This window comes from Frondihabitans sp. 4ASC-45 (assembly GCF_049472575.1).
Classification (GTDB): Bacteria; Actinomycetota; Actinomycetes; order Actinomycetales; family Microbacteriaceae; genus Frondihabitans.
On the sequence record NZ_JBCEBN010000003.1, the window covers coordinates 139147 to 162032 of the forward strand.

Sequence of the window (22886 nt, forward strand, 5' to 3'; positions counted from 1 at the left end):
TTTCGTGTCTCGACGGCCCTGCCGGCGATCCTCCTGGACCTCCGACACACCGCGAGCGAACTGATTTCACATCATAGGCTGGCTCTGTAAGGGTCAGCCGAGAACGCCGACCCCGGCCACGAGCGCTTCCGCTCCGAGACCTGACGAGGATGCCATGACGACACCGGCCCCCTGGGAACGCGCCGCTCGCGGCGCCATGCTCCTCGACAGTCACGGGCACCTCGCGCCCACGATCTTCGCCGAGATGTCCGCCCTCGCCGCGGCGACCGGCGCGATCAACCTCGGTCAGGGCTTCCCCGACGAAGACGGGCCCGAGGAGGTTCTCGAGGCGGCCCGCCGAGCCATCACCGACGGCGTGAACCAGTACCCGCCCGGGCGTGGCATGCCAGTGCTCCTCGAGGCCGTCGCCTCGCACCAGAAGCGCTTCTACGGCCTCGATGTCGACCCCGTCACCGAGGTACTCGTGACCGCCGGTGCGACCGAGGCCCTGGCGGCGACGCTCCTCGCTTTCGTCGAGCCGGGCGACGAGGTCGTGACCCTCGAACCCTTCTACGACTCGTATGGCGCCGTCATCGGGCTCGCCGGTGGCGACCACCGCACTGTCGCCCTTCGCGGCCGCGACTTCGAGGTCGACGAAGACGAACTGCGTCGAACCATTACGGACCGCACCCGGATCATCCTGCTCAACGACCCGCACAACCCGACCGGCAGCGTCCTCAGCGAGACGACCAAGCGTCTGCTCGTCGAGCTGGCCCACCAGCACGATGCCCTCCTCGTCTCCGACGAGGTCTACGAGCACCTGCTGTTCGACGGCGCCGAACACCGCCCGATCGCGACCCTGCCCGGAGCGGCCGAACGCACCGTCACGATCTCGAGCGGCGGGAAGACGTTCTCCACCACCGGCTGGAAGATCGGGTGGCTCACGGCCCCGGCCGAGATCGTGACCCGGATCCTTGCGGTCAAGCAGTTTTTGACATTCGTGAACGGGGCCCCGTTCCAGCCCGCCATCGCCGTCGGCCTCGGCCTGCCCGACACCTACTTCAGCGGAATCGCCGCCACACTGCAGCGCAAACGCGATCTGCTCCGGACGGGGCTCGAGGCGGCCGGCCTGCCGACCTCGACGCCGCGCGGCTCGTACTTCGTGGTCGCCGACGCCGCGGGGCTCGGTTTCGACGATGCTGTCGACCTCTGCCGCCGTCTCCCGTCGCTGGCCGGGGTGGTCGGCGTGCCGATCTCGGCGTTCTGCCACGCCGATCTCGCCGAGGAGTACTCGTCGCTGGTGCGGTTCGCGTTCTGCAAGAGGTTCGAGGTGCTCGAGGAGGCCGTCGGGCGGCTGTCGCGTCTCGGCGCTTAGTCCGCTGGCCGCTCGCCGGTCGCCGCTCGCGGCACGCCGCTAATTTGAGAGCGATCCGCCGCTGCATTCCCACCCGTTACTGCCGTGCGGGGGTGTCTGCTCCGGATCGCTCGCAGAATGGCCCCCGTGTACCCGCCGTCAGGCCGGAGTCACCCGAAAGCGACGCAGCGCCAGCGCCGGGTTGACCTGCCGAACGTGCTCGAGCCGCTCGCGCGAGATCTCGGCGACCGCGATGCCGGTCTCGTCGCCGAGGGTCGCGATCTCGACGCCGAACGGGTCGACGATCATGCTGTTGCCCACACCGATCGGCGGCACGTGGTCGGCTGCGGCGATGTAGATGGTGTTCTCGATGGCCCGCGCCGTGACGAGTGTGCGCCAGTGATGCTCTTTCAGCGGCCCCCGCACCCACTCGGCGGGCAGCAGGACGACCTCGGTGCCGGCGTCGACCAGAGTGCGAGTCACCTCGGGAAAGCGCACGTCGTAACAGGTCTGGAGCCCCACCCGGAAGCCCTCGATCTCGAACGTCTGCGGGGCCTCGATATCGCCGGCGACGACCCACTCCGACTCCTTCGATCCGAACGCGTCGTAGAGGTGCAGCTTCGAATACGTCGCGACTACTCCGCCCCTCGGGTCGACCGCCACGAGCGTGTTGGCAAAGCGACGAGGATCCGATGGCCGCGTCTCGACCAATCCCGCCACCACGTACAGGCCGTGCTTCGACGCGATGGAGCCCAGCCCGCGCACAAACGGTCCGTCGATCGGCTGAGCGCCCCCGACGAAGTTCACCCCGAGCTGCGCCTCGAAGAACGAGGAGTACTCCGGAAACACCGCCACGCTCGCCCCGCGCGCCGCGGCCTTCGCTGCCAGCTCGTCGATGACCCGCAGGTTGGCTTCGAAGTCGGCCGTCGGAGCGAACTGGGCCACTGCGGCGAGCATGGTGTCGGTCATGTCGCCACCCTAGCCGCGCTCGGCGAGGCGCTTTCTGACACGATGACTATCGGAAGGCATCCGTTCGGGTTTGGGGGAACACTTGGCGCACCACGGCTATGCAGTGATCGACTTCGAGACGACCGGCCTTTGGCCGGCCCGGCACGATCGTGTCATCGAAGTCGGCATCGTTCAGGTCTCGCCGAGTGGCGAGATCGAGGGCGAATACGAGACCGTCGTCAACCCGGGTCGCGACCTCGGCCCGACCCATATCCATCGACTCCGTGGCAGTGACGTGGCGGACGCTCCGTCCTTTCGCGACGTGGCCGGCGAGCTCCTCGACCGGCTCGCGGGCCGACTCGTCGTCGCTCACAACGCGCGCTTCGAGGTCGACTTCCTCCGCGCCGAACTCGACCGAGTCGGCCTCGAGTCGCCACTCGACACCGATCGTGCCCTCTGCACGATGAAGCTGGCGTCGCGATATCTGCCGGGGTCGGGCCGGAAGTTGGCCGACTGCTGTGCCGCGTTCGACATCGATCTGACCGACGCGCACGAGGCGCTGGCGGATGCAAGGGCGACGGCGCAACTGCTCGGTCAGTACCTGAGAGTCGGGCAGGAGGACACGCGGGAGTGGGCGGCATGGGGCGACCGGGCAGCGACACTGCGCTGGCCTCTGACTACGTGGCCGGGATCCTCGTGGACTCCTCGGCCCCGCCTTCCTGTCGCTGACGTCGAGGCGACCGCGAACCACGTTGCACCGCAGAAATCCACCGCTCTCGCCGACGCCGCGACCCACCTGCCGGCGCTAGAGACAACCGACAGCGAATCGGAATACGCGGCCATGCTCGACCGGGCCCTCTCGGACGGCTACCTGTCGCTCGACGAAGCCGATGAGCTGCGGGAGCTCGCAGCCATGCTCGCGATCATGCCCGCGCGTCGCCGTTCTCTCCATGAGGACTACTTTCGGGCGCTTGTCGATGCGGTGTGGATGGACGGCATCCTCACGGCCGAAGAACGGAGCGAGCTTGACGCAGTCGGCCGCATGCTCGACATCCCCGCAGAGATGCAGGAGGCCGCACTCGTGCCGCCGGTGGCCGGATCCTTCGCCGGCGCGACCCTCATTCGGACCGACTCGGTCACCCTCAATCCCGGTGACGTCGTGGTACTGACCGGAGACATGTGGCTGCCCCGGGCCGAGATCGAGCGACTTCTTGCGATGGTTGGCGTCGTCGCATGGCCAGCGGTAACCAAAAGGACAACGCTGCTCGTCGCCGCCGATCCAACGTCCCTGTCGGGCAAGGCCCGGAAGGCACGCGATTACGGGGTGCCGGTTGCGGCTGAGGCGGATCTTCGGCGTGTGCTCGCTGCCGGGTAGCGCACGTCGCGGTGAGCAGCCGCGACCGGGCTCGTCTCAACGGCTGAGGTAGCCAGCGGCTCTGCCAGTCAGCGAGTCAGCGGATCGCTCAGGCCGAGCGACCACACGGCCACACCCCCGATGCGCAGCTGCTTCGCGTAGGCGAGACGAGCACGGTACGACTTCGCATCGGACCACCACACCACCGTGCCGTTCGACAGGGTTGCGTGCCACTCGAGCTGGGTCGTGCTCCAGACGGCCTTCGCCTTCGCCCGCTTGACCAGTGCGCGCGCCGCGCCATCCGACATCTGCGTGCCGTCGCCCTTTGCGGGCCAGGTGTAGCCGTACCCGGCGATGCCGAGCTGGATCCTCGCCGCGGGAACCGTGCGCACAAGCGGCGCCATCGTCTTCTTCAGCCAGGGAAGGCCGCCCACCGGGCCGGCTTTCGTCCAGGTCGGACCGTGCTGGTCATAGGCCATGAGGACGACGTGGTCGGCCGCACGCCCCAGGCCGCGCACGTCGTAGCCGAGATCGGCGTAGCGACCCGTCGTCGCCATCAGGCAGATCGAGACGCTCTTGCCCGCCCCCAGAACCGAATTCAGTTTGGAGACGAGACTCGTCAACCCCGTCGGGTACTTCGACGACAGGCTTTCGAGGTCAATGGTGACGCCGTCCCAGCCGTGCTTCTGCACTTCGGCGGCCAGCAGCGCCACGACAGAGTCGATATTCGTCGGCGAGCCGAGGAGCGCGTCACCGATGGCCGGGGAGAAATCGCCGAGATCCGCGTCGAAGTTGCCGACGAGCAGCTCCGCTTTCTCATGCCGCGCGTGGGCTGCCTTCAGGAGCGCGAGCGCCTCCGGCGAGACGGCGCTGAGGCTCGCTCCCCCGCGCTCGACGTTGATGCCGTCGACCCCGACCGTCGTGAGAGCGGTCTTGGATGCATCGAGCCTGCTGGTCGGCGTCGAACCGGCCTCGGCATAGCCGACGACCTGCATCGTCGGGGCCGCGCTGGCCGGTGTCGCGGTGCATCCGGAGACCACCAGGCCGAAAACGGCGGTCACAGCCATCAACACGAACAACCGGGAGTTTCGAGAGACGTTCACCCGCTGAGCCTAACCAGCGAGAACCCCCGAGACGGTGGGTCTCGGGGGTTCGAGGCTAGCGACGGACGGCGTCGATCTTCAGCATGCGCGCGATGACCGAGTCGAGCTCGCTGTCGTCGAAGATCTTCTTCCAGTCGTCTTTGACAATCGACTCGCGGCCGTAGTCCATGGCGATGTGGCAGGCGTCCGAGAACGGGTTGGAGCCCCGCAGACCGTTCGTGAGGGCGATCCAGGTGTGGCCGTAGAGCATCGCACGAGCGGCCTCGTAGGGAACTCCGACGCCGTCGACGGTCTCCTCGAGGGCCTCTTTGAGGAAAGCCCCGACCATGCACGCGATGGTCTCGACGAGGGTCGGCTCGAGCACAGCGAGCTGCTTGACCGTGACGTAGTGCACGGCGATGACGGGAGCGTAGATCGTCGAGATGACCTGGGTGGCGAGCTCGCGCACCGGGGACGACTCGTCGACGCCCTCGAGAGCCGCAATGACCTCCTGCGGAGCGGCCACGCCACCAAAGGTGTCGGCCCACTCCTCTTTGGTCGTGCGCTCGAGGAACACGCTGGGGTGGCAGGGGTGCGCCACGGCGTAGTGGATGTCGTCACGCGCGGCCAGCAGCCCTGCGTAGGCGGCGGCGGGGTCGAGCGTGAGGATGATCGCCCCCGACTTCATCGCGGGAACGACGCTCTCGGAGACCTTCCCGAGCACGACGTCGGGGACCGCGAGGATCACGACGTCGGCGCCCTTGACGGCCTCGTCGGTTGCGGTAACGGTGCGGCCGAGCGACTCGATGTGGGCGACGCCGGCCGGCGAGGCCTCCGCATACAGGGTCGTGTAGCTGCTCTTGGCGAGGTTGTTCGAGACGCGCTGGCCCATCTTGCCGCCGGCGCCGATGACGGCGACGGTGATGTCGGCCGAGCCCTGGCCGTCCGCGTAGGTCACTGCCGGGGTCGTGAGGATGTCGGTCATGAGTTCTTCTCCTTGAGGTAGTTCAGGTTGTTCTTCGTCCACTCCGCTTCGACGCGGGTGGTGGTCTCGCCGTCGCCCTGCCAGGGCAGCCAGTGCTCGATGATCTGGCTGATCCCACGGCGAGCGGGATCGATCGCCCGGCGCATTCCGTCGTAGTCGAGGCGTCCGGTACCGAGGGGCGCACCCAGTAGCGAGAATCCGACCCAGCCGGCCTCGCGGCTGAAGTCGAAGTCTTTGACGTGCCAGTTCACGACGTGAGGCAGGCAGCGTCCGGTCACATCGCCGGGCAGCTCGAGGTTCGCAACGGTGTTAGCGGGATCCAGGCAGATGCCGAGGTTGGGGCTCCCGATCACCTCGACAAGCGCGACGAGGTCGATCGACGACACCTGCTCATACGTCTCGAGCGCCAGAGTGACGCCGGCCTCCTCGTAGCGAGGGAGCACGGTTTTGAGACGGGTGACGTTCTCGCTGGCAGACGGATTGTCGGATCCTTGGCTCCACATGCTCCGCACGAGCGTCGCACCAAGGGCGACGGCGATCTCGAGGTAGCGGAACAGGTGCGCAGGATCCGTGCCGCGCGTCCCCACCTCCAGCGTCAGGCCATGGCTCTCGGCGAGAGACCGCACGCCGGCGAGGCGCTCGTCGGAGTAGTCGTCGAGGGGCGCGTAGTCGCAGATCTGGAAGACTTCCGCGCCGAGCTCGGAAGCATCGCGAAGCATGTCATCGAGAGACATCGGCCGGGCGACCCGGTCGCTGAACCGCCAGAAGTAGGCGTAGGTGCTGAGACCGATGAGACCCCTGGTCGTCGGCGAGGCGGCGGTCATGCCTGCACCTCGGCGCCGCACAGCACGAGCACCTCGTCGAGGATGGTGGCTACGGCCCCGGGGTCATGTGCGAAGCGGCCGAGGAACAGGCCCTTGACGGTGCCGCCGAGATCGGTGAGGAGTCCCGGACCGGCGCTGCCACCGTAGATGACCCGGCTGCCTTCGCGGCCGTCGAGCGTCAGGACGAACGACTCCAGCTCGGCGACCACCGCGGCGATGTAGTCGGGCGATGCCGGCGCGGGCGCCCCGATGGCCCACTGCGGCTCGTAGGCGACGACGACAGGGCCGGAACCGGAAGCGGCCAGGGCGGCCTTGATCTGCTCCGTCACCTCGAGGGCTGCGAGGGCTGGCGACGACTCCGCTTCCTCGCCGACGCAGAGAAGGGGTGTCAGCCCGTTGCGGAGAGCGGCCGCGGTCTTCCGCGCGATGACCTCGTCGTCTTCGTGGAACAGCGAGCGCCGCTCGGCGTGGCCGACCTCGGCCAGGGTGCAGCCGATCTCGGCCAGCTCGACACCGGAGACCTCGCCCGTGAAGGCGCCCTCGTCGGCCCAAGCGAGATCCTGCGCGCCGAGACGCACGGGAGCGCCCGCCAGTGCCTCGCGCACGGGTACGAGCGAGGGGAAGGTCGGCACGATGAACAGTTCGACGAGGCCCAGCTCGATCGCCGGGTGCCTGCGGGCGAGAGCGCCGATCGCAGTCGCCCACTCCACGGTGCGGGCGTGCCCGAAGTACATCTTGAGGCTCACCCCCACCGTGTAGGGAGCGGTCGTCGAGAGGGTCATGCGTTCGAGCCCACCGCCGCCGGCGTCGACGCGTCGGAGTGGGAGTGCTCGTAGGCGGTGATGACGTCGACCTTGTCGGCCGACGCACTGGTCTCGTCGAACGTATAGGTCAGCCATTCGCGAGCCAGGCGACGGGCCAGCTCGATGCCGACGACTCGCTGGCCGAACGTGAGCACCTGGGCATTGTTGGACAGGACTCCGCGTTCCACGGAGAAGGAGTCGTGCGCGGTGACGGCACGGATACCGGCCACCTTGTTCGCCGAGATGGCGACGCCGAGGCCGGTACCGCAGACGAGAAGGGCGCGGTCGGCCTCTCCGCGGGCGATCATCTCGGCTGCCGCGATCGCGACCGACGGGTAGGGGGTGTGAGCCGAGGCATCGACTCCCACATCGGTCACCGACGCTACGAGATCGTTGCCCGCGAGGTCCTGTTTGAGGATCTCCTTGTAGTCGAATCCGGCGTCGTCGGATCCGACGACGATGCGCAGTGGCTCGGTCATGGTGTTCTCCTTCGTAGGTGCTGCTTCAGATGGTGCGAGTGGGTGGGGCCCGGGTCAGCGGGCAGGTGTCGTGCGCGCCGACGCATCGGCCAAGACACCGGCAACGGTCTGCACGATGAGACCGAGCGACACGGCACCGGCATCCGGTGTTCCGAGGCTCTTCGCCGCGTGGGGCCGAGCACGGCCCATCTTCGGCAGCAGATCCGCGGTCTGCCGAGCTGCGGCGGACGCGACATCGGCCGCGCCGTGCCAGGCATCGACGAGCCGCTCCCCGGCCTCCACGCGTTTGGTCAGCACCGCGCTGAACGGGACGAGCACGTCGACCATCGTCTTGTCGCCGACAACGGCGCCGAAGTCGAGGATCTCGGTGGTCGCCTTTGCGACCCCGGCGGCCACCCGCTCACCGGACGCCGGTGCGACGTCGGTGAGCGCGGTACCGAGCGCGGTCAGCGCCGAACCCCAGAGCGCACCGGAGGTTCCGCCGGCGCGGTCGGACCAGGCGTCGCCGGCCCGTATGAGGGCCGTCTCGGATCCTGCGCCCCTTTCGACGGCCTCTCGAGCCGCGGCCACCGCTGCCGTGACCCCGCGCTGCATGCCGATGCCGTGGTCGCCGTCGCCGGCTACCGCGTCGATCCGGCCGAGCTCGTCAGCGTGCTCGTCGACCGTGACCTTCACCGCTTCGAGAGCGGAGAGCACGAGTGCGGCCGAACGGCGGCTCTCTTCGGACGCCTCGGGGATCACCAGGGTCGAGACCTCTTCATCGTGGAAGTCGGCGTCGAGGGCAGCCAGGTCGACCGACCCCTTCTTGTAGCCGGGGGCGTCCGCGGGGGCCCTCCAGAACGCCTCGAGTTCGTCGTCGAGCCAGAACAGCGTCAACGAGGCGCCCGCCATGTCGAAGCTCGTCACGAGCTCCCCCACCTCGGGCTCGACGATCTCGATGCCCGCTTCGGTGAGCAGGGCGTCCACGGCTCCATAGACGACGAAGAGCTCCTCGTACTTGATCGAGCCGAGACCGTTGAGGATCACGGCGACGCGCTGGCCGCGGGCGTCGGCGACGCCCTCGGGGAGCTCGGCGAGGAGCGCGTCGACGAAGAGCTGGGCGAGACCGGACGCGCTGGGGACGTCCTGCTCTGAGATGCCGGGTTCGCCATGAATGCCCAGACCGACGGCCATGCGACCCTCGGGCACGGTGAACAACGGCTCGTCGGAGCCCGGCAGCGAACAACCGGTGAAGGCGACGCCGAGGGAGCGGGTGCGCTCGTTCGCCTTGCGGGCGATGCGGACGACCTCATCGAGCGAATAGCCCGCGTCAGACGCGGCGGCGGCGGCCTTGAAGACCGTCAGATCACCGGCGATGCCCCGGCGTTTGCGTTTCTCATCGAGGGAGGCGCTGGCGATGTCGTCGGTCACCGTGACCGTCTCGACGCGGAGTCCCTCGTCGCGGAGCTTCTCTTGAGCCTTATCGAAGTTCAGGACGTCGCCGGCGTAGTTGCCGTAGCTCAGCAGCACGCCCCCGCCGTTCTGGGCCGACTTGGCGACCGAGCGGACCTGCTGCCAGCTCGGAGAGGCGAAAAGGTTGCCGAGTGCGGCGCCCGACGCCAGACCTTGGCCGACGAGACCGCCGAACGCAGGGTAATGACCGGATCCGCCGCCCGTCACGAGGGCCACCGACCCCGGCGAGGAGGTCGTCGCCCGGACCACTCCCCCGTGCACCTTGCGCACCCAGCGACGGTTCGCGGCGACGAACCCGTCGATCATCTCGTCGGCGAAGTCGGTCGGCTCGTTGTAGAGGCGCGTCATCAGCCGAGACCCGCCGCCGTGGCTGCCGCCGGACGGTCGTCCGTCGGGGCCGCACCCGTATCGGCCCCCGCCTTGCGTTTGCGCGAGAGAAGCACCATCAACAGAGCCGAGACGAGGAGGAAGAATCCGACGATGAACATCGGCACCCGGTACGTTCCCGTCACGTCGGTGACGGCACCGGTGATGTAGGGGGCCGCGAACCCGGCCAGGTTGCCCATCGTGTTGATGAGCGCGATGCCCGCCGCGGCGGCGGTGCCGGTCAAGAACTGCGTGGGGAGCGTCCAGAAGTTAGGCAGGGCGGCGAAGATCGCCATGGCCGTGATCGTGATGACGGCGATCGTGGCCGCGGGCGAGTTCATGTACAGGGCGACAGGAATGCTGACGCCGCCGACGACCGCGGGGATCGCGATGTGCCAGGTTTTGAGTCCGCGCTTCGTCGCATCGCGCGACCAGAAGTACAGGGCGGCTGCGGCGGGCAGATACGGGATGGCCGTGATGAGGCCCTTCTCGAACAGGCCGAAGCTGGTGCCGAACTGCTCCTCGAAGGTGCCGATGATGGTCGGGAGGAAGAAGGCGAGGGCGTAGAGGCCGTAGATGAAGCCGAAGTAGATGAACGAGAGCATCCACACGCGCCCGCTCTTCAACACGCGGCCGAGGCCGACCCCGTGGCCGCCGATGCCCGTGGCGCTCGTCTCCGTGCCGATCTTCTCCGTCTCGAGCGTGGTCTCGAGCCAGTCGCTCTCCTCACGGGTGAGCCACTTCGCATCGGACGGCTTGTCTTTCAGGTAGAACCAGGCGATGACACCGATCAGCACGGCCGGGAGCGAGACGCAGAGGAACATGAACCGCCAGCCTTCGAGGCCGAGGGCACCGTCGTTCTGAAGGAGGAGCCCGGCAAGTGGCGCACCCACCACGCTCGTGAGCGGCTGCGCCAGGTAGAACAGCGCGAGGATCTTGGAGCGGTGCTTGCCGGGAACCCACAGGCTCAGGAACAGGATCGCCCCGGGGAAGAACCCGGCTTCGGCGACTCCGAGAAGAAAGCGGAGTCCTGCGAGCTGCGCGAAGTCCTGCACGAAGGTGAAGAGGAACGCGACAATGCCCCAGCTCACCATGATGCGGGCTAGCCAGCGACGAGCGCCGAAGCGGGCGAGAGCCAGGTTCGAGGGCACCTCGAGCAGGATGTAGCCGATGAAGAACACGCCCGACGCAAAGCCGAACTGAGCTGCCGAGAGACCGAGGCTCTGCTCCATGCCGTTCGGAGCTGCGAATCCGATCGCGGTGCGGTCGAGGTAGTTGATGAAGAACATCAACGCGACGAACGGCACCAGCCGGATCGAGATCTTGCGGATCGCGGACTTCTCGATCGGGTTGGGGGCAGTGTCGGCGCGGTTTGCGCTACGACCTGTGGTGCGGGTGGGGGCGTCCACATCGACTCCTGTTCATTCAACGACATCGTCGGATCGCGTCGGTGAGATCACCAGCGCGTCCCCCCAGCATGACTCTTTCGATTAAATCTGTCAACCGGTTGACCAATTTGGCCGACAAGACCGAATTTCACCCACTGGGGCCGAGATCGTGCCCGGCTAGGCTGACTGCGTGCCCGCCTACCCCGACGACGATCCCGGCGCCCTGAGGCTGGAGCTCGAAGCAGTCCCGCGAGGAACAGCCGTCGCCGAGGTCGTCAAGCAACTCATCTCCCTGCTCACGTCGGGCGAGCTGGCCCCCGGGTCACGCCTGCCGCCCGAGCGGCAACTTGCCGAAAAGCTGGGCGTCGGTCGCTCGGCCGTTCGCGAATCGCTAGCGGCACTCGAGATCCTCGGCATCGTCACCGTGCGACCAGGATCCGGCACCTACCTGCGCGACTCCACGTCGGAGCTGCTACCGACCACGCTGAGCTGGGGCCTCATGCTCTCGGCTTCTCGTACCCGCGAGCTCATAGAGGTACGAAGTGGGCTGGAGATCCAGGCGGCTACCTATGCCGCCAGCAGGATCACGGACGCCGAGATCGCGGCCCTCGGCAGTCACATCGAGACGATGAAGGCGACCCTCGACGACCTCGACCGTTTCGTGGAGGCGGACGTGCGCTTCCATCTGCAGATCGCCGCAAGTGCCGACAACGTCGTGCTGCGCGACCTCTTGCAGAGCGTTCGCTCACTCCTGCGACTCTGGGTCGAGCGCGGACTGCGCGACCGAGAGCAGGGTGAAGTCGCCCTGCGAGAGCACATCGGCATCTACGAGGCGATCGCCGCCCGAGACCCGGCCGCCGCCGAGGCCGCAATGCGCGTGCATATGAGCACTGCCGGCGACCGCGTCGCCAGCCTCGACCTTGACGCCTGACCTGGGCCGTGCAAGAGCATGTCGAGCATGCTTTGGCACGGCGCAGAACCCGGCAAAGCGAAAGGCCCTCAACCAAACAAATGCTGGTCAAGGGCCTTTCCTTTGTTGCGGGGGCAGGATTTGAACCTACGACCTCTGGGTTATGAGCCCAGCGAGCTACCGAACTGCTCCACCCCGCGGCACAAGAAATGACTCTAGCACGGGATCCGGCACGGGTCTAATCGAGGCCGGATCGGGTCACGTGCGCGTGACCTCCGGTGTTCGGGCGAAGCACTCCTGACTGCAGGCACGCGACCGGCGCGACCCTGAATTCAGGTGGCCAAGCAGCCGGCACACCTGACGGACGCGCGCTGATCGCCCCCACTCCCGCATTCCAAGCCCCTTCACCTGACTTCAGGATCCGGCCACCCGAGATCACGAAAAGACTTCTGCATCCGCGCCCGGCCGCTCCGCACCGACCCCGCAATTGCAGCGGCCTCAACGACGAACGCCGCCGTGCACCCGAACTCGGGTGCACGACGGCGTTCGTGCTGGCAGCTAGTCGCTTAGTCGCCGGGATCTACTCCGACGCCTTCACGGCCGCCTCAACGGCCTTCTGGAGCGCGGCGTCCGCCTCGGCAGCCGCCACCAGGTCGTTCGAGGCGTAGGCAGCCTTGCGGTCGTCGAGGGCCTTCTGTGCGTCTGCAAGCGCCGAGTCGAGGGCTGCACTGGTGCCGGCCCCGGAGCCGGTGCTGCCCGACGTCGCGCCGGATCCTGATGTGGACCCTCCACCGGTCGAGCCGCTGCCGGTCGAGCCGCTGCCGGTCGAGCCGCTACCGCTGCCGGTCGTACCGTCACCCGTCGTCGGAACTCCGCTGTCACCCGTCGAAGCCCCCGCGTTGCCGCCGAAGATCGAGTCGAGCGCTTCTTGAAGCGTGTCTTCGAACGCGATTTTGCCGCCGAAGGAAGCGAGCACCTTGCTCAGGATCGGGTACGAACCGGAGGAGTTCGACTGGACGTAAACAGGCTGCACGTAGAGGAGACCTCCACCGACGGGGAGGGTCAGCAGATTGCCTCGTTTGACGGAGGTGTCACCCTGCCGCAAGAGCGTGAGAGTGTTCGCGACCGCCGTATTCGAGTTGAAGTTTGCCTGCACCTGGTTGGGCCCTGGCACACTGTCGTCTTTAGGCAGGGTGAGGAGAGTCAACTTGCCGTAGTCGCTCGAGACCTGCCCCTTGGTCGACCCGGCGTCGGAATTCGCCGCGAGATAGCCCGTCAGCACATTTCGCGCGTTCGCCGCGGTCGCCTGTTGGGGTTGATACGTCGTGTACAGCTGGAACGCCGCGTCTTGACCCGGGAGCTTCATGGTCAGGTAGTAAGGCTGCTGCTCAGCTGATTTGGTCGACGTCGTATCGGACGCGTCGGTCGGAATAGCCCAGGCGTCGTCGCCCGAGAAGAACGACCCAGCGTCTGTCACGTGGTACGTGGCCAGAGTCGCACGCTGCATCTTGAACAGGTCTTCGGGGTAGCGCACGTGACTGAGCAGCGTGCTGCTCATCTCACTCATCGGCTTCACCGTCGAGGGGAACACTCTCTGCCAGGTTTGCAGAATCGGATCGGTTTTGTCCCACGCGAAGAGGGTGACCTTGCCCGAGTAAGCGTCGACGGTCGCCTTGACCGAGTTGCGGATGTAGTTGATGTTGTCAGAGGCGAAAGCGCTCTGGGCACTCTTATCAGCCGCAACCGTGTTCGACAGGCTCTGCTGATCGGAGTAGGGGTAGTCGTCGCTCGTCGTGTAGGCATCGACGATCCAGAGGACCTTGCCGTCGACGACAGCCGGGTACGGATCGCCGTCGAGCGTGAGATAGGGGGCGACCTTCTTCACGCGGGTGGCGGGATCGCGGTCGTAGAGGATCTGCGAGTCGTTGTTGACCGCATCGGAGAGGACGATCTGCTCGGACTGGAACTTGATCGCGTAGATCAGCTTCTTGAAGACGTTATCGAGCTTGGGCCCGCCATCGCCCGTGTAGTTCGTGGTGGGGTTTCCGCTTTCGTCGTTCGAGCCGGACGGATAGTCGAGCTCGATGTTCTTGCTCTGATTGCCCCCCACGATCGAGTAGGCGGGGTTCTTCTCTCCGAAGTAGACGCGAGGCTGGTAATCGGATGAGTCGCCGAGCTTGCCCTTGACCGGGATGTCGGATTCGAGGAACACCGGCTCACCTGAACCGTTGCGCTGGTTGCCGTAAGCGGCCACGACGCCATAGCCGTGCGTGTACACGAACGTGGAGTTGTAGTCGTTGTTGGCCGAGCCGAGGCCGGCCGTGTCGAGCTCACGCACGCCGATGACGGTGTCTTGCACCTTGCCGTCGATGCGGTAGCGGTCGACGTCGAGCTTGTCGGCGAACGAGTAGTACTGGCGCAGCTGCTGCAGCTGAGCAAAGGTCTCGGTGACGAGCGCGGGGTCGATGATTCGGATGTTCTCGGTGGTCACCGCGTCGCTCGCCAGAGCGCCCTCTGTCGCACTCGACTTCGCCTCGTACTTCTCCTCTTTCACATCGGAGACACCGTAGGCATCGCGGGTCGCCTCGATGTTGCGCTGGATGTACGCCGACTCCACGCTCTTCTCGGACGGGACGACGGTGAAGCGCTGGATGATCCACGGGTAGATCGCCCCGATGAGGAGGCTGATCACGAGCAGCGCGACGGTTCCGATGATCGGGAAGCGCCAGCGGCCAATGACCGCAGTGACGATGAAGAGGATCGCGACGACCGCGGCGGCGTAGGCCAGGATCTGCTTGCCGGGGATGCCCGCGAAGACGTCGGTGTACGTGGCGCCGACGATGCGCTTGCCCGAGCCGTCGGTCAGGGTGGCGTACTGGTCGAGCCAGAGGCTGACTGCCTGAAGCGCGAGGTAGAGGGCTGCGGTGACCGCGATCTGAATGCGGGCGACGCGAGAGATGCGCACCTCGCGACCGGAGAAGCGCAGGGCGCCGTAGAGGTAGCTAGTCGCGAGCGCGGCGATGACGGAGAGGAGCACGACCGCCGACGCGAAGCCCACGAGCCCTTGGTAGAACGGGAGCGAGAAGACGTAGAACCCGACGTCGAGACCGAATTGCGGGTCGGTCTTGCCGAACGGGGTGCGGTTCAACCACTGCAAGACCATGGCCCAGTGCGTGGAGGCGGCGATGCCCCCGAAGAGCCCGAGCACGATCGGAATACCGAACATCACTGTGCGGCGGAGCGGCTCGATGACCTGCTGGTAGCGGTCGAGCTGCGAATTGAGCTTGGCGTAGACGGGACGGAAGCGGAACGCGATGTCGATGCTCGCGTACACGGGAAGCGCCATGCCGAGGAACCCGATGAAGAAGAGCGCGGTGCCGGCGATCCACTGCGTCATGATCACGCGGGTGAACCCGAGCTGCTGATACCAGAGGTAGTCGGTCGCGAGCCCCGAGAAGAGGAAGAAGAGGATCACGAGACCGGCGAGAATGCCGATGGTGACGAGGACGGGAACTCGCGGCGAACGACGACCGGTGACGGCCGACGACGCTGATGCAGAGGAAGTCAAGAGGTTGCTCCTGGCTGATGGAGAGGTGGAGTGGCCATCCTATGTGCCCAACCTCCGAGCTACGCCGAGTGGCGAACAGCCTGTGGAGAACCCGTGCATCGGGTGCCGACCGACCTCATGGCAGGCCGAGTCGCGCCGGTCAGGACGCGGGGCAGGTCGGCAGCGCGGCCGTGTCGCCCTTGTCGGCGATCGTCTCCAGCACTGTGACCGAATCATCGAGATCGGACACCGCGTAGACGTCGAGACCCGACGGAATGTGCCCTGTCACCTCGGAGCAGTTGCTCTTGGGGGCGAGGAACACCGTGGCGCCCGAGTCGCGCGCCCCGTACATCTTCTGCCGGATCCCGCCGATGGCACCGATCGTGCCGCCCGCCGTGATGGTGCCCGTGCCGGCCACCTTCTTGCCGCCATTGAGCTCGCCCGGAGTGAGTTTGTCGATGATTCCGAGCGCGAACATTTGACCCGCGCTCGGCCCTCCGACGTCGGCGAGTTTCAGCGAGACCGTGAAGGGGAACGTGTAGGCCACGCTGGCGCCGATGCCGAGGAGGTACGTGCCGCTTTGCTCCACGGGGGTCACGGTGGCAGTGCGGAGGGTCGTGCCAGACGAGCCACTCGAGGATCCTCGGGTGTACGTGATCTTCGCGGGTTTCGTTCCGTTCTCGGCCACCAGCGCTCGGAGGGAATCGACGTCGCTGTTCTTCGACAGTGAAGTGCCGTTGATCGACCGGATCACGTCGCCCTTCTTCAAGACCCCGTCGGCCGGGCTTCCCTTCTCGACCGCGCTCACGGCGATCTTCGTCGTGACGTCGAACCCTTCGTGTGCCAGGGCGGCCGTGATGGCGGACTTCTGGCTCTGTTCCATGTCGATCGTGTTCTGCTGATCGACCTGCTTGTTCGAGACGCCCGTCGGGTAGATGGCCTCGACCGGGATGACCGCCTTGCTGGGGTCGAACCAGGCGCTGACGATCTCTGCCCAGTTCGGTCGCTGCGCCTGGTTGCCCAGAACGCTCACGGTGAGAAGGTCGAGCGAACCCGCGGTCGGGTACGTCTCGTGGCCCTCGATCGTGATGAGGGGCGTCTGCTTACCGTCGAACTCGTTCGTGCCGAGGGTGTCGAAGACCGGGCCCGGCTGCTCGATGAGGTACGGCGCCGGGAGGACGGAGAGGACGATGCCGATGAGGAGGGCGATAGCCAGCACCACTGGGCCGAGCCACCCTCGTCGAGCCGGGGCATTCGGGCGGGAGGCGGGGGTGACGAATCGAGCCAACTCGGTACTGCCTTTCGGGGAGCGACGAACAGCTGCGGGCTGTTCGCCCTGGGCGCAGAGGCGGACCTTGCGAGAAGCGGGCGAATCCCAGACTGTTCGTGTGGCCAGGAGATAGCGTAGTTGCCATGTCTGAAGATTCGCAGCCGGGCCCCGAAGACGAGTTCCGCGACATGCTCCGGCAGTTCCTCTCGGGTGATTCCGAGATCGACCCGTCGAAGCTCGTCGGGGCAGCTGGCCTGCCCAATGATCCCGCTTTCATGGCACGGCTCATGAGTCAGCTCCAGTCGGCCGTCAGCCGCTCGGGCGACGGGATCGACTGGACGCTCGCCACCGAGCAGTCCGCCAGCATCGCCACGCAATCGGCGATTGAGACGTCTCCCGGCCAGGTGAGCGCCCTAGAGCAGGCGTTCCACGTCGCGGCCCTCTGGCTCGACGAGGTCGCGCACGTGGCCGAGCTCACTGTCGAGCCCCGCCTGATGACCAGGGCCGAATGGGCCTCGGCGACGATGCCGGTGTGGAGCCAGCTCGCCGAGCCGGTGGCCGACTCCATCGCCGACTCGCTCACCAGCGTGCTCCGCGACCAGGCGCCCGAAGAAATGCGCGAGATGCTCGCGGGCGCCAGCCAGGTGATGCGAAACGTGGGCGGCGCTCTGTTCGCGATGCAGCTCGGCCAGGTCGTGGGTCAGCTCTCGACCGAGGTCGTTTCCGGCGGCGATGTCGGAATCCCCCTCCTCGACGACCAGCAGGCCGCTCTCGTTCCGCAGAACGTGGCCGCGTTCGGTGAAGGTCTCGATATTCCAATCGATCAGGTCCAGCTGTATCTGGCTGTCCGTGAACTCGCGCACGCTCGCCTGTTCCGCCACGCCCGGTGGCTGCGCCTGCACCTCATCTCGTCCATCCGGGAGTTCTCGCAGGGCATCTCGATCGACACCGGTCGGCTCGAAGAGCTCGCCGCCGACTTCGACCCGTCGAATCCTGAAGAGCTGCGCGAGGCCATGGCGAGCGGTGCCCTCATCCCGCCGAAGACAGAAGAGCAGCTCGCCGCGCTGGCTCGCCTCGAGACGACCCTCGCCCTGATCGAGGGGTGGGTCGACGTGGTCACGGCCAAGGCCACCGAACGTCTGCCGAAGTCGTCGTCGATCGCCGAGACCGTTCGCCGGAGGCGCGCCGCCGGAGGCCCCGCCGAGTCGGCATTCGCGACTCTGGTCGGGCTCGAACTCCGTCCGCGCCGACTTCGCGAGGCGGCCGCCATGTGGCAGGCCGTCAGCGACGCCGCCGGTGGCGAGGTTCGCGACTCGCTCTGGGCCCACCCCGATATCGTCCCCACCAGCGACGACATCGACGACCCCCAGGCCCTGATCGCGCGACTGACGGGCGGCCAGCCCGAGCCGGACGACGTCGACCGCGCCATCGAAGACCTCCTCAACGACGTGAGCGACGACCGCCCCCGCGAGGCCGAAGACGGAACCGCCGAGGATCCGCGGAGCTAGCTCGACTCGGCCCCGCTGGGCCTCTGGATCGGGGCCTGTGGACAACGCCAGCGCGAACTGCGCGGATTGTCGATGCTTGTGGGCATGGACATCCGACTCGATCCCCGTCTTCCTCTCGTGTGGCGCGATCCGCAGACTCTGCAGATCGGCGTCGACCGTCCCCGAGCCGTACTCGACGGCGTGACGACCAAGCAAGAGCGCATCATCGCCGCCATCGCCGCCGGCCACGGCCGCTCCGGCACACCGCCGATCGCTCAGCGGGTCGGCTGCCCCGATCACGAGGTCGCAGAGCTGGTCGAGCGGCTCCGGCCCGCACTGGTGTCACCCGGCCCCGGCGAGGGGCCGATCGTCGAGGTGCCGGGATCCTCCGGTCTCTCCGCCTCGATCGCCGCGATGCTCACCGCCGAGGGGGTGCGGGTCTACCGCGATCTCCCCCACGACGACGCCGGCGAGACACCCGCCCTCGCCATCGCGGTGTCGTCGCACGTTCACGACCCGGTCGTGACGGCAGGGTGGCTCCGGCGAGACGTTCCGCACCTCTGCGTCGTCACCGGAGACTCGTTCGCGCGGATCGGCCCGGTAGTCGTGCCCGGGGTGACTGCCTGCTGCCGGTGTCTCGATTTGCACCGGGCCGACGTCGACTCCGCTTGGGGTGCCATCGCCGGTCAGCTCTGGGGGCGCCCGCCTCGTGAGCACTCGCCACTCCTCGTCGGCGAGATCGCCGTTCGGGCGAGTCGGCGAGCGCTGAACCGGCTGACGGGCAGCGCCGATCGCCTTCCCGACGCGGTGCTCGAGATGCTCGACGTCGACACCGGGGAGGTCACGACGTCGGTGAGCCGACCTCATCCCGACTGCGGATGCGGAGCTCCTCCAAGAACCGGCTCGGTCGACGCTCCTGCATCGATCGGCCCTGGCCTGTCCGGCTCCACGAGAGATTCAGCCGTTGCCGAGCTCGTGTGACGCCGACGTAGAGGAGGCGCCGCTCTTCGTCGATGCCCTCGAACGTCTTCGCGTAGCTGATCGGCATCAGCCCCTCGCTCAAGCCGACGATGTAGACGCTCTCCCACTCGAGTCCCTTCGCGGAGTGCAGGGTGGCAAGCGTCACGGCCGACATCGTGGGCTCGTGCTGGCCGACCTGGCGAGCGAAGAGTTCGTCGACGAACTGGCGCAGGGTGGTGCCCGGCACCGCCGACTCCGCCAGACCCATGAGGGTGTTGAGCGACTCCCAGCGGTCACGGACGGCGCCCCGTTGCTCGGGGGGTTCTTGCGCCCAGCCCAGCGAGCGAAGCACGTCGCTGACGGTTTTGAAGAGGGGCTCGTCGACGATGCTCACCGCGGCGCCCTTCAGCATCATGAGCGCCTGCTTGACCTCGCGCAGATCGAAGAACCGGGTCGACCCGTGCAGGCGGGTGCTCACGCCCGCGTCTTCGAGTGCGCGCTCGAGAGCAGCGGTCTGCACGTTGACGCGAAAGAGCACGGCGATCGACTCGGGTGGCGTTCCCCCACGGATCTCGGCGGCGATCGATTCGGCGACGGCACGGGCCTCCGACGAATCCGACGAGTGGTCGGTGATGCGCGGCAGGGGGCCGGGGGCCGACTGGGCGGGATGCAGGTGGAGGGCACCGGGCCGACCCCGCATCAACTCATTGGCGGTCTCGACGATCGGCCTGGCCGAGCGGTAGTTCTGTTCGAGTCGAAGCACGGTCGCGTTGTCGTAGCGAGAGCCGAAACCGAGCAGGTACTCCGACGACGCTCCGGCGAACGAGTAGATCGTCTGGCTGGCGTCACCCACGACACACACGTCGTTGCGATCGCCGAGCCAGAGGTCGAGCAGATCCTGCTGCAGGGGCGAGACGTCCTGATACTCGTCGACGACGAAGAAGCGGTACTGCTCGCGCACCTGCTGCGCGACTCGCGCTTCGAGTTCCAGCATCCCCGCCGTCGCCAACAGGACGTCCTCGAAGTCGAGCTGCCTGCGCGAATCCTTGATGTCTTCGTAGGCCTGGTGAAGGTCGAGGGCCTGCTCCGGTGTGACGTTCTGAGGCAGAGCCCGGCTGGCGAGGGAGTGCGAGTACTCCTCCATCGTCAAACGCGAGACTTTTCGCCACTCGATCTCGGCCGAGAGGTCGCGAAGACTGGCGGTGTCGAGCCGAAGCCGGAGGGTCTCCGACGCGTGCGCGACGAGCTTGGCCTTGCTCTCGAGCAACCGCGGCATCGTGCCACCCATGGTCTGCGGCCAGAAGTAGGCGAGCTGGGAGAGCGCGGCGGCGTGGAAGGTGCGGGCCGCCACTCCCCCGGCGCCCAGCACTCGAAGACGCCCTCGAAGCTCGGCCGCGGCCCGTGAGGTGAAGGTGAGTGCCATCACTCGGTTCGGCGCGTAGACACCGGTCGCGACACCGTAGGCGATGCGATGCGTAATGGCCCGGGTCTTTCCCGTGCCGGCCCCGGCGAGTAGGCAGACGGGCCCCAGAAGTGTCTCTGCGGCGACGCGCTGCTGCTCGTCGAGACCTGCGATCAGGTCGGCGGCCTCCATCGGTCGTTCGCCGATCAGTCGTCGAGCTCGGCGCCGAACCAGTCCTCGATGATCGCGCGCGCGATCGAGGAGCGGCCGGGCAGAATCACGCTGTCGCCGGCGCCAGCAAGTTCGTCGCGGGTAAACCAGCGGAGGTCGATGATCTCCGCGCCGTCGGGCTCGAGGGTGCCGGGGTCGGCCGGATCGACGGTCGCGCGGAAGCCCACCATCAAAGAGGCAGGAAAGGGCCAGGGCTGCGAACCGAGATAGACGGGGTCGACGACGCGCACACCCGACTCCTCGAAGATCTCGCGCTGGACGGCGTGTTCGAGCGACTCACCGGGCTCGACGAACCCGGCGAGAAGCGAGAACCGGTTCTTCTCCCACAGGGCATTGGAGCCGAGCAGCAGTCGATCGTCTTCGTCGGTAACACCGACGATGATCGCGGGATCGGTGCGCGGGAAGATCTCGTGGCCGTCATCGGGGTCGATCCGCACCCAACCGCCCTTCGCCGGCACGAGGGGCCGCCCCGTTCTCGGCGAGAACCGGTGCGAGGCGTGCCAGTTCGCGATCGCGATCGCTTCGGTGGCGAGCCCGGCATCCCGGTCGCTCAGCCCGGTCGCGAACATCCGGAGGTTGCCCCATTCCTCCTCGGACGCGAGGGTCGCCGCCTGGTCGTCGTCGAGAATCGCCGCGACGATCGGAGTGCCGACGGGTTCTGGGGCATCGGGGTCGAGAGAGCGCCCCAGGTAGACGAGAGTGGACTGCGTCGGAATCGCATCGGGTGACAACAGGGAGATCGACGAGCTCCCGGCGAAGAGCGCGCGCCCGTGCCACACCGGCACCACGCGTGTCGCCGAATCGGCGAGCAGTTCAGGAAAAAGGCCCTCGCGCTCCCGGGTGAGGTAGTCACGATCGATCTGGTGCCGAGAGAGCGGGAGCTTCGCCGCGAACGACTCCTGGCTTCCAGAGGAACGTTCAGGCATCCGACCACCAATCGACTCGAGGAACCAGCGTGGCGCACGAGGCAGGCCGTGGCTGTCGGCCTACCCTTACGGCATGGCCAGATCCCACTTCACTCTAGCCGCGTTGGCGACGGCTGCCGTCGCTGACCTCGACGTCCGCCGAGCCGGCCCGCACGGCTCCATCGGCGCCGGCGATTTCGACTCCGCTCGACTCTCCGGCTCGGGTGGCGAGGAGTGGATCATCCGGGTTCCGAGAACGACTCGCGCCGAAGCTCAGCAATCCGCCGATCTCGTGGCCATCCGCGCGCTCAGCCAGGGAGTCCGCAGCCGGCTCTCGTTCGGAGTGCCGTCGTATCGCGGCCAGGCACCCATCGCCGAGACGCGAGCGATTCTCTACGACTACCTCGAGGGCGAGCCCCTCGACGTCTCCGAGATGATCGCAGGATCCGGCCTCCCGTCGTCGGTCGGAGCCGCCATCGCGGCCATCCACTCGCTCCCCACCAGCTTCGTCACCGACTCGGGGCTCACCAGTCACACGCCCTTCGAGGCCATGCGGTCGTCCGCCAGCGTGGTCGACCGCGCCGCGGCGACGGGGCTCCTCCCCGCCGCTCTCGTGGAGCGCTGGGAGTCGGCGATTCAAGACTCTCAGCTCTGGCAGTTCCAGCCGACGGTGATCAATGGATCGCTCGAGGCCTCGTCGGTGCTGGTGTCGGGCGACCGGATCAGCGGAATTCTGGGGTGGCACGAGCTGCAGATCGCGGATCCTGCGCGTGACCTCGCCTGGGTGCTCGGAGCCCCCAACGACGACAGCGTCGATGCGGTCTTCGATGCGTACGCTGCGGCCCGCGGCACCAGCGAGCGCCAGCTCCGCAACCGCGCGACGCTGTACCACGAGCTCGATCTCGCGCGGTATCTGCTGCACGGCAGCCACACGAAGAACACCGAGGTCGTCGACGACGCCGTCGCGATGATGTCTCGGCTGGTCGACTCGGTGCAGCAGTCCGACGAGCGTCCGCTGGTGTCGGGGTCGACCGAGGCATTGGACGTCGCCGGCGTCGAGAACCTGCTGGCGGCGACGGAGCGACACCGGAGCGAGTCCGCCTGACGCGGTGCCCGTCCTGACCGGTTTCCGCCGGTTGCGCCCGGTTCGGCGGGCCCGC

At 67.3% G+C, this 22886-nt stretch carries 17 protein-coding genes, 1 tRNA gene and 1 pseudogene; 6 read left to right on the forward strand and 13 right to left on the reverse strand.

What is annotated here, in order from left to right; all coding sequences use genetic code 11:
• Nucleotides 1-154 precede the first annotated feature (154 nt).
• Nucleotides 155-1354: an aminotransferase class I/II-fold pyridoxal phosphate-dependent enzyme gene (locus tag VH571_RS06840; RefSeq protein WP_423263868.1), complete on the forward strand. Its 1200-nt coding sequence runs from the start codon at nt 155-157 to the stop codon at nt 1352-1354.
• Between the two features lie 138 nt (nt 1355-1492).
• Here VH571_RS06840 and VH571_RS06845 read toward each other — a convergent pair whose 3' ends face one another.
• Nucleotides 1493-2302, reverse strand: coding sequence for a carbon-nitrogen hydrolase family protein (locus VH571_RS06845; protein WP_423263869.1), 810 nt, complete (start codon nt 2300-2302; stop codon nt 1493-1495).
• 82 nt (nt 2303-2384) lie between these two features.
• On the opposite strand from VH571_RS06845, the gene VH571_RS06850 reads away from it, so the two are divergent.
• Nucleotides 2385-3656: an exonuclease domain-containing protein gene (locus VH571_RS06850; RefSeq protein WP_423263870.1), complete on the forward strand. Its 1272-nt coding sequence runs from the start codon at nt 2385-2387 to the stop codon at nt 3654-3656.
• A gap of 68 nt (nt 3657-3724) precedes the next feature.
• Here the strand turns inward: VH571_RS06850 and VH571_RS06855 are convergent, their stop codons facing one another.
• From VH571_RS06855 to VH571_RS06885, 7 genes are read right to left on the reverse strand one after another with little or no spacing between them, the layout of a single operon-like run.
• The gene (locus tag VH571_RS06855) at nt 3725-4738 is read right to left on the reverse strand and encodes a glycosyl hydrolase family 18 protein (RefSeq protein WP_423263871.1); all 1014 of its coding nucleotides are present in this window, start codon (nt 4736-4738) and stop codon (nt 3725-3727) included.
• Nucleotides 4739-4793: 55 nt separating this feature from the next.
• Nucleotides 4794-5702, reverse strand: coding sequence for a phosphogluconate dehydrogenase C-terminal domain-containing protein (locus VH571_RS06860; RefSeq protein ID WP_423263873.1), 909 nt, complete (start codon nt 5700-5702; stop codon nt 4794-4796).
• Entirely contained in the window at nt 5699-6526 is an 828-nt protein-coding gene (locus tag VH571_RS06865) for a sugar phosphate isomerase/epimerase family protein (RefSeq protein ID WP_423263874.1), read from the reverse strand. Before VH571_RS06865 ends, VH571_RS06860 begins: the two co-directional genes overlap by 4 nt.
• On the reverse strand, nt 6523-7308 hold the full coding sequence (locus VH571_RS06870) for a triose-phosphate isomerase family protein (protein ID WP_423263876.1): 786 nt from the start codon (nt 7306-7308) through the stop codon (nt 6523-6525). Before VH571_RS06870 ends, VH571_RS06865 begins: the two co-directional genes overlap by 4 nt.
• The gene (locus tag VH571_RS06875; protein WP_423263878.1) at nt 7305-7808 is read right to left on the reverse strand and encodes a ribose-5-phosphate isomerase; all 504 of its coding nucleotides are present in this window, start codon (nt 7806-7808) and stop codon (nt 7305-7307) included. Before VH571_RS06875 ends, VH571_RS06870 begins: the two co-directional genes overlap by 4 nt.
• A 54-nt stretch (nt 7809-7862) precedes the next feature.
• Nucleotides 7863-9608 carry a dihydroxyacetone kinase family protein gene (locus VH571_RS06880; protein ID WP_423263879.1) on the reverse strand — a complete coding sequence of 582 codons (1746 nt, stop codon included), beginning with the start codon at nt 9606-9608 and terminating at the stop codon, nt 7863-7865.
• Nucleotides 9608-10915, reverse strand: coding sequence for an MFS transporter (locus VH571_RS06885; protein WP_423264019.1), 1308 nt, complete (start codon nt 10913-10915; stop codon nt 9608-9610). The genes VH571_RS06880 and VH571_RS06885 overlap by 1 nt, the downstream gene beginning before the upstream one ends.
• Before the next feature lie 289 nt (nt 10916-11204).
• Here VH571_RS06885 and VH571_RS06890 point away from each other — a divergent pair, with 289 nt between their 5' ends.
• Entirely contained in the window at nt 11205-11945 is a 741-nt protein-coding gene (locus tag VH571_RS06890) for a FadR/GntR family transcriptional regulator (RefSeq protein WP_423263881.1), read from the forward strand.
• Between the two features lie 105 nt (nt 11946-12050).
• Here VH571_RS06890 and VH571_RS06895 read toward each other — a convergent pair.
• The 3 genes from VH571_RS06895 to VH571_RS06905 all read right to left on the reverse strand — a co-directional run bounded on the left by VH571_RS06895 (nt 12051) and on the right by VH571_RS06905 (nt 16759).
• Nucleotides 12051-12124, reverse strand: a tRNA-Met gene (locus VH571_RS06895).
• A 380-nt stretch (nt 12125-12504) separates the two neighbouring features.
• Nucleotides 12505-15492, reverse strand: coding sequence for a UPF0182 family protein (locus tag VH571_RS06900; RefSeq protein WP_423263882.1), 2988 nt, complete (start codon nt 15490-15492; stop codon nt 12505-12507).
• Between the two features lie 139 nt (nt 15493-15631).
• A complete protein-coding gene (locus tag VH571_RS06905; RefSeq protein ID WP_423263883.1) occupies nt 15632-16759 on the reverse strand; it encodes a YlbL family protein in 1128 nt (375 codons plus the stop codon).
• 125 nt (nt 16760-16884) lie between these two features.
• Here VH571_RS06905 and VH571_RS06910 point away from each other — a divergent pair, with 125 nt between their 5' ends.
• Together VH571_RS06910 and VH571_RS06915 are read left to right on the forward strand one after the other, a co-directional pair.
• Nucleotides 16885-18249: a zinc-dependent metalloprotease gene (locus tag VH571_RS06910; protein WP_055962994.1), complete on the forward strand. Its 1365-nt coding sequence runs from the start codon at nt 16885-16887 to the stop codon at nt 18247-18249.
• 393 nt (nt 18250-18642) lie between these two features.
• A pseudogene (locus VH571_RS06915) lies at nt 18643-19092 on the forward strand (hypothetical protein); the annotation flags it as partial.
• Here VH571_RS06915 and VH571_RS06920 read toward each other — a convergent pair.
• Nucleotides 19070-20782 carry an ATP-dependent helicase gene (locus VH571_RS06920; protein WP_055962997.1) on the reverse strand — a complete coding sequence of 571 codons (1713 nt, stop codon included), beginning with the start codon at nt 20780-20782 and terminating at the stop codon, nt 19070-19072. The pseudogene VH571_RS06915 and the gene VH571_RS06920 sit on opposite strands and share 23 nt — an antisense overlap.
• A 14-nt stretch (nt 20783-20796) precedes the next feature.
• Nucleotides 20797-21747 carry an NAD(+) diphosphatase gene (nudC, locus tag VH571_RS06925; protein WP_055962999.1) on the reverse strand — a complete coding sequence of 317 codons (951 nt, stop codon included), beginning with the start codon at nt 21745-21747 and terminating at the stop codon, nt 20797-20799.
• Nucleotides 21748-21820: 73 nt separating this feature from the next.
• Here nudC and VH571_RS06930 point away from each other — a divergent pair, with 73 nt between their 5' ends.
• Nucleotides 21821-22831, forward strand: a complete 1011-nt coding sequence (locus VH571_RS06930) for a phosphotransferase (protein WP_055963003.1) — start codon at nt 21821-21823, stop codon at nt 22829-22831.
• Nucleotides 22832-22886: the final 55 nt, after the last annotated feature.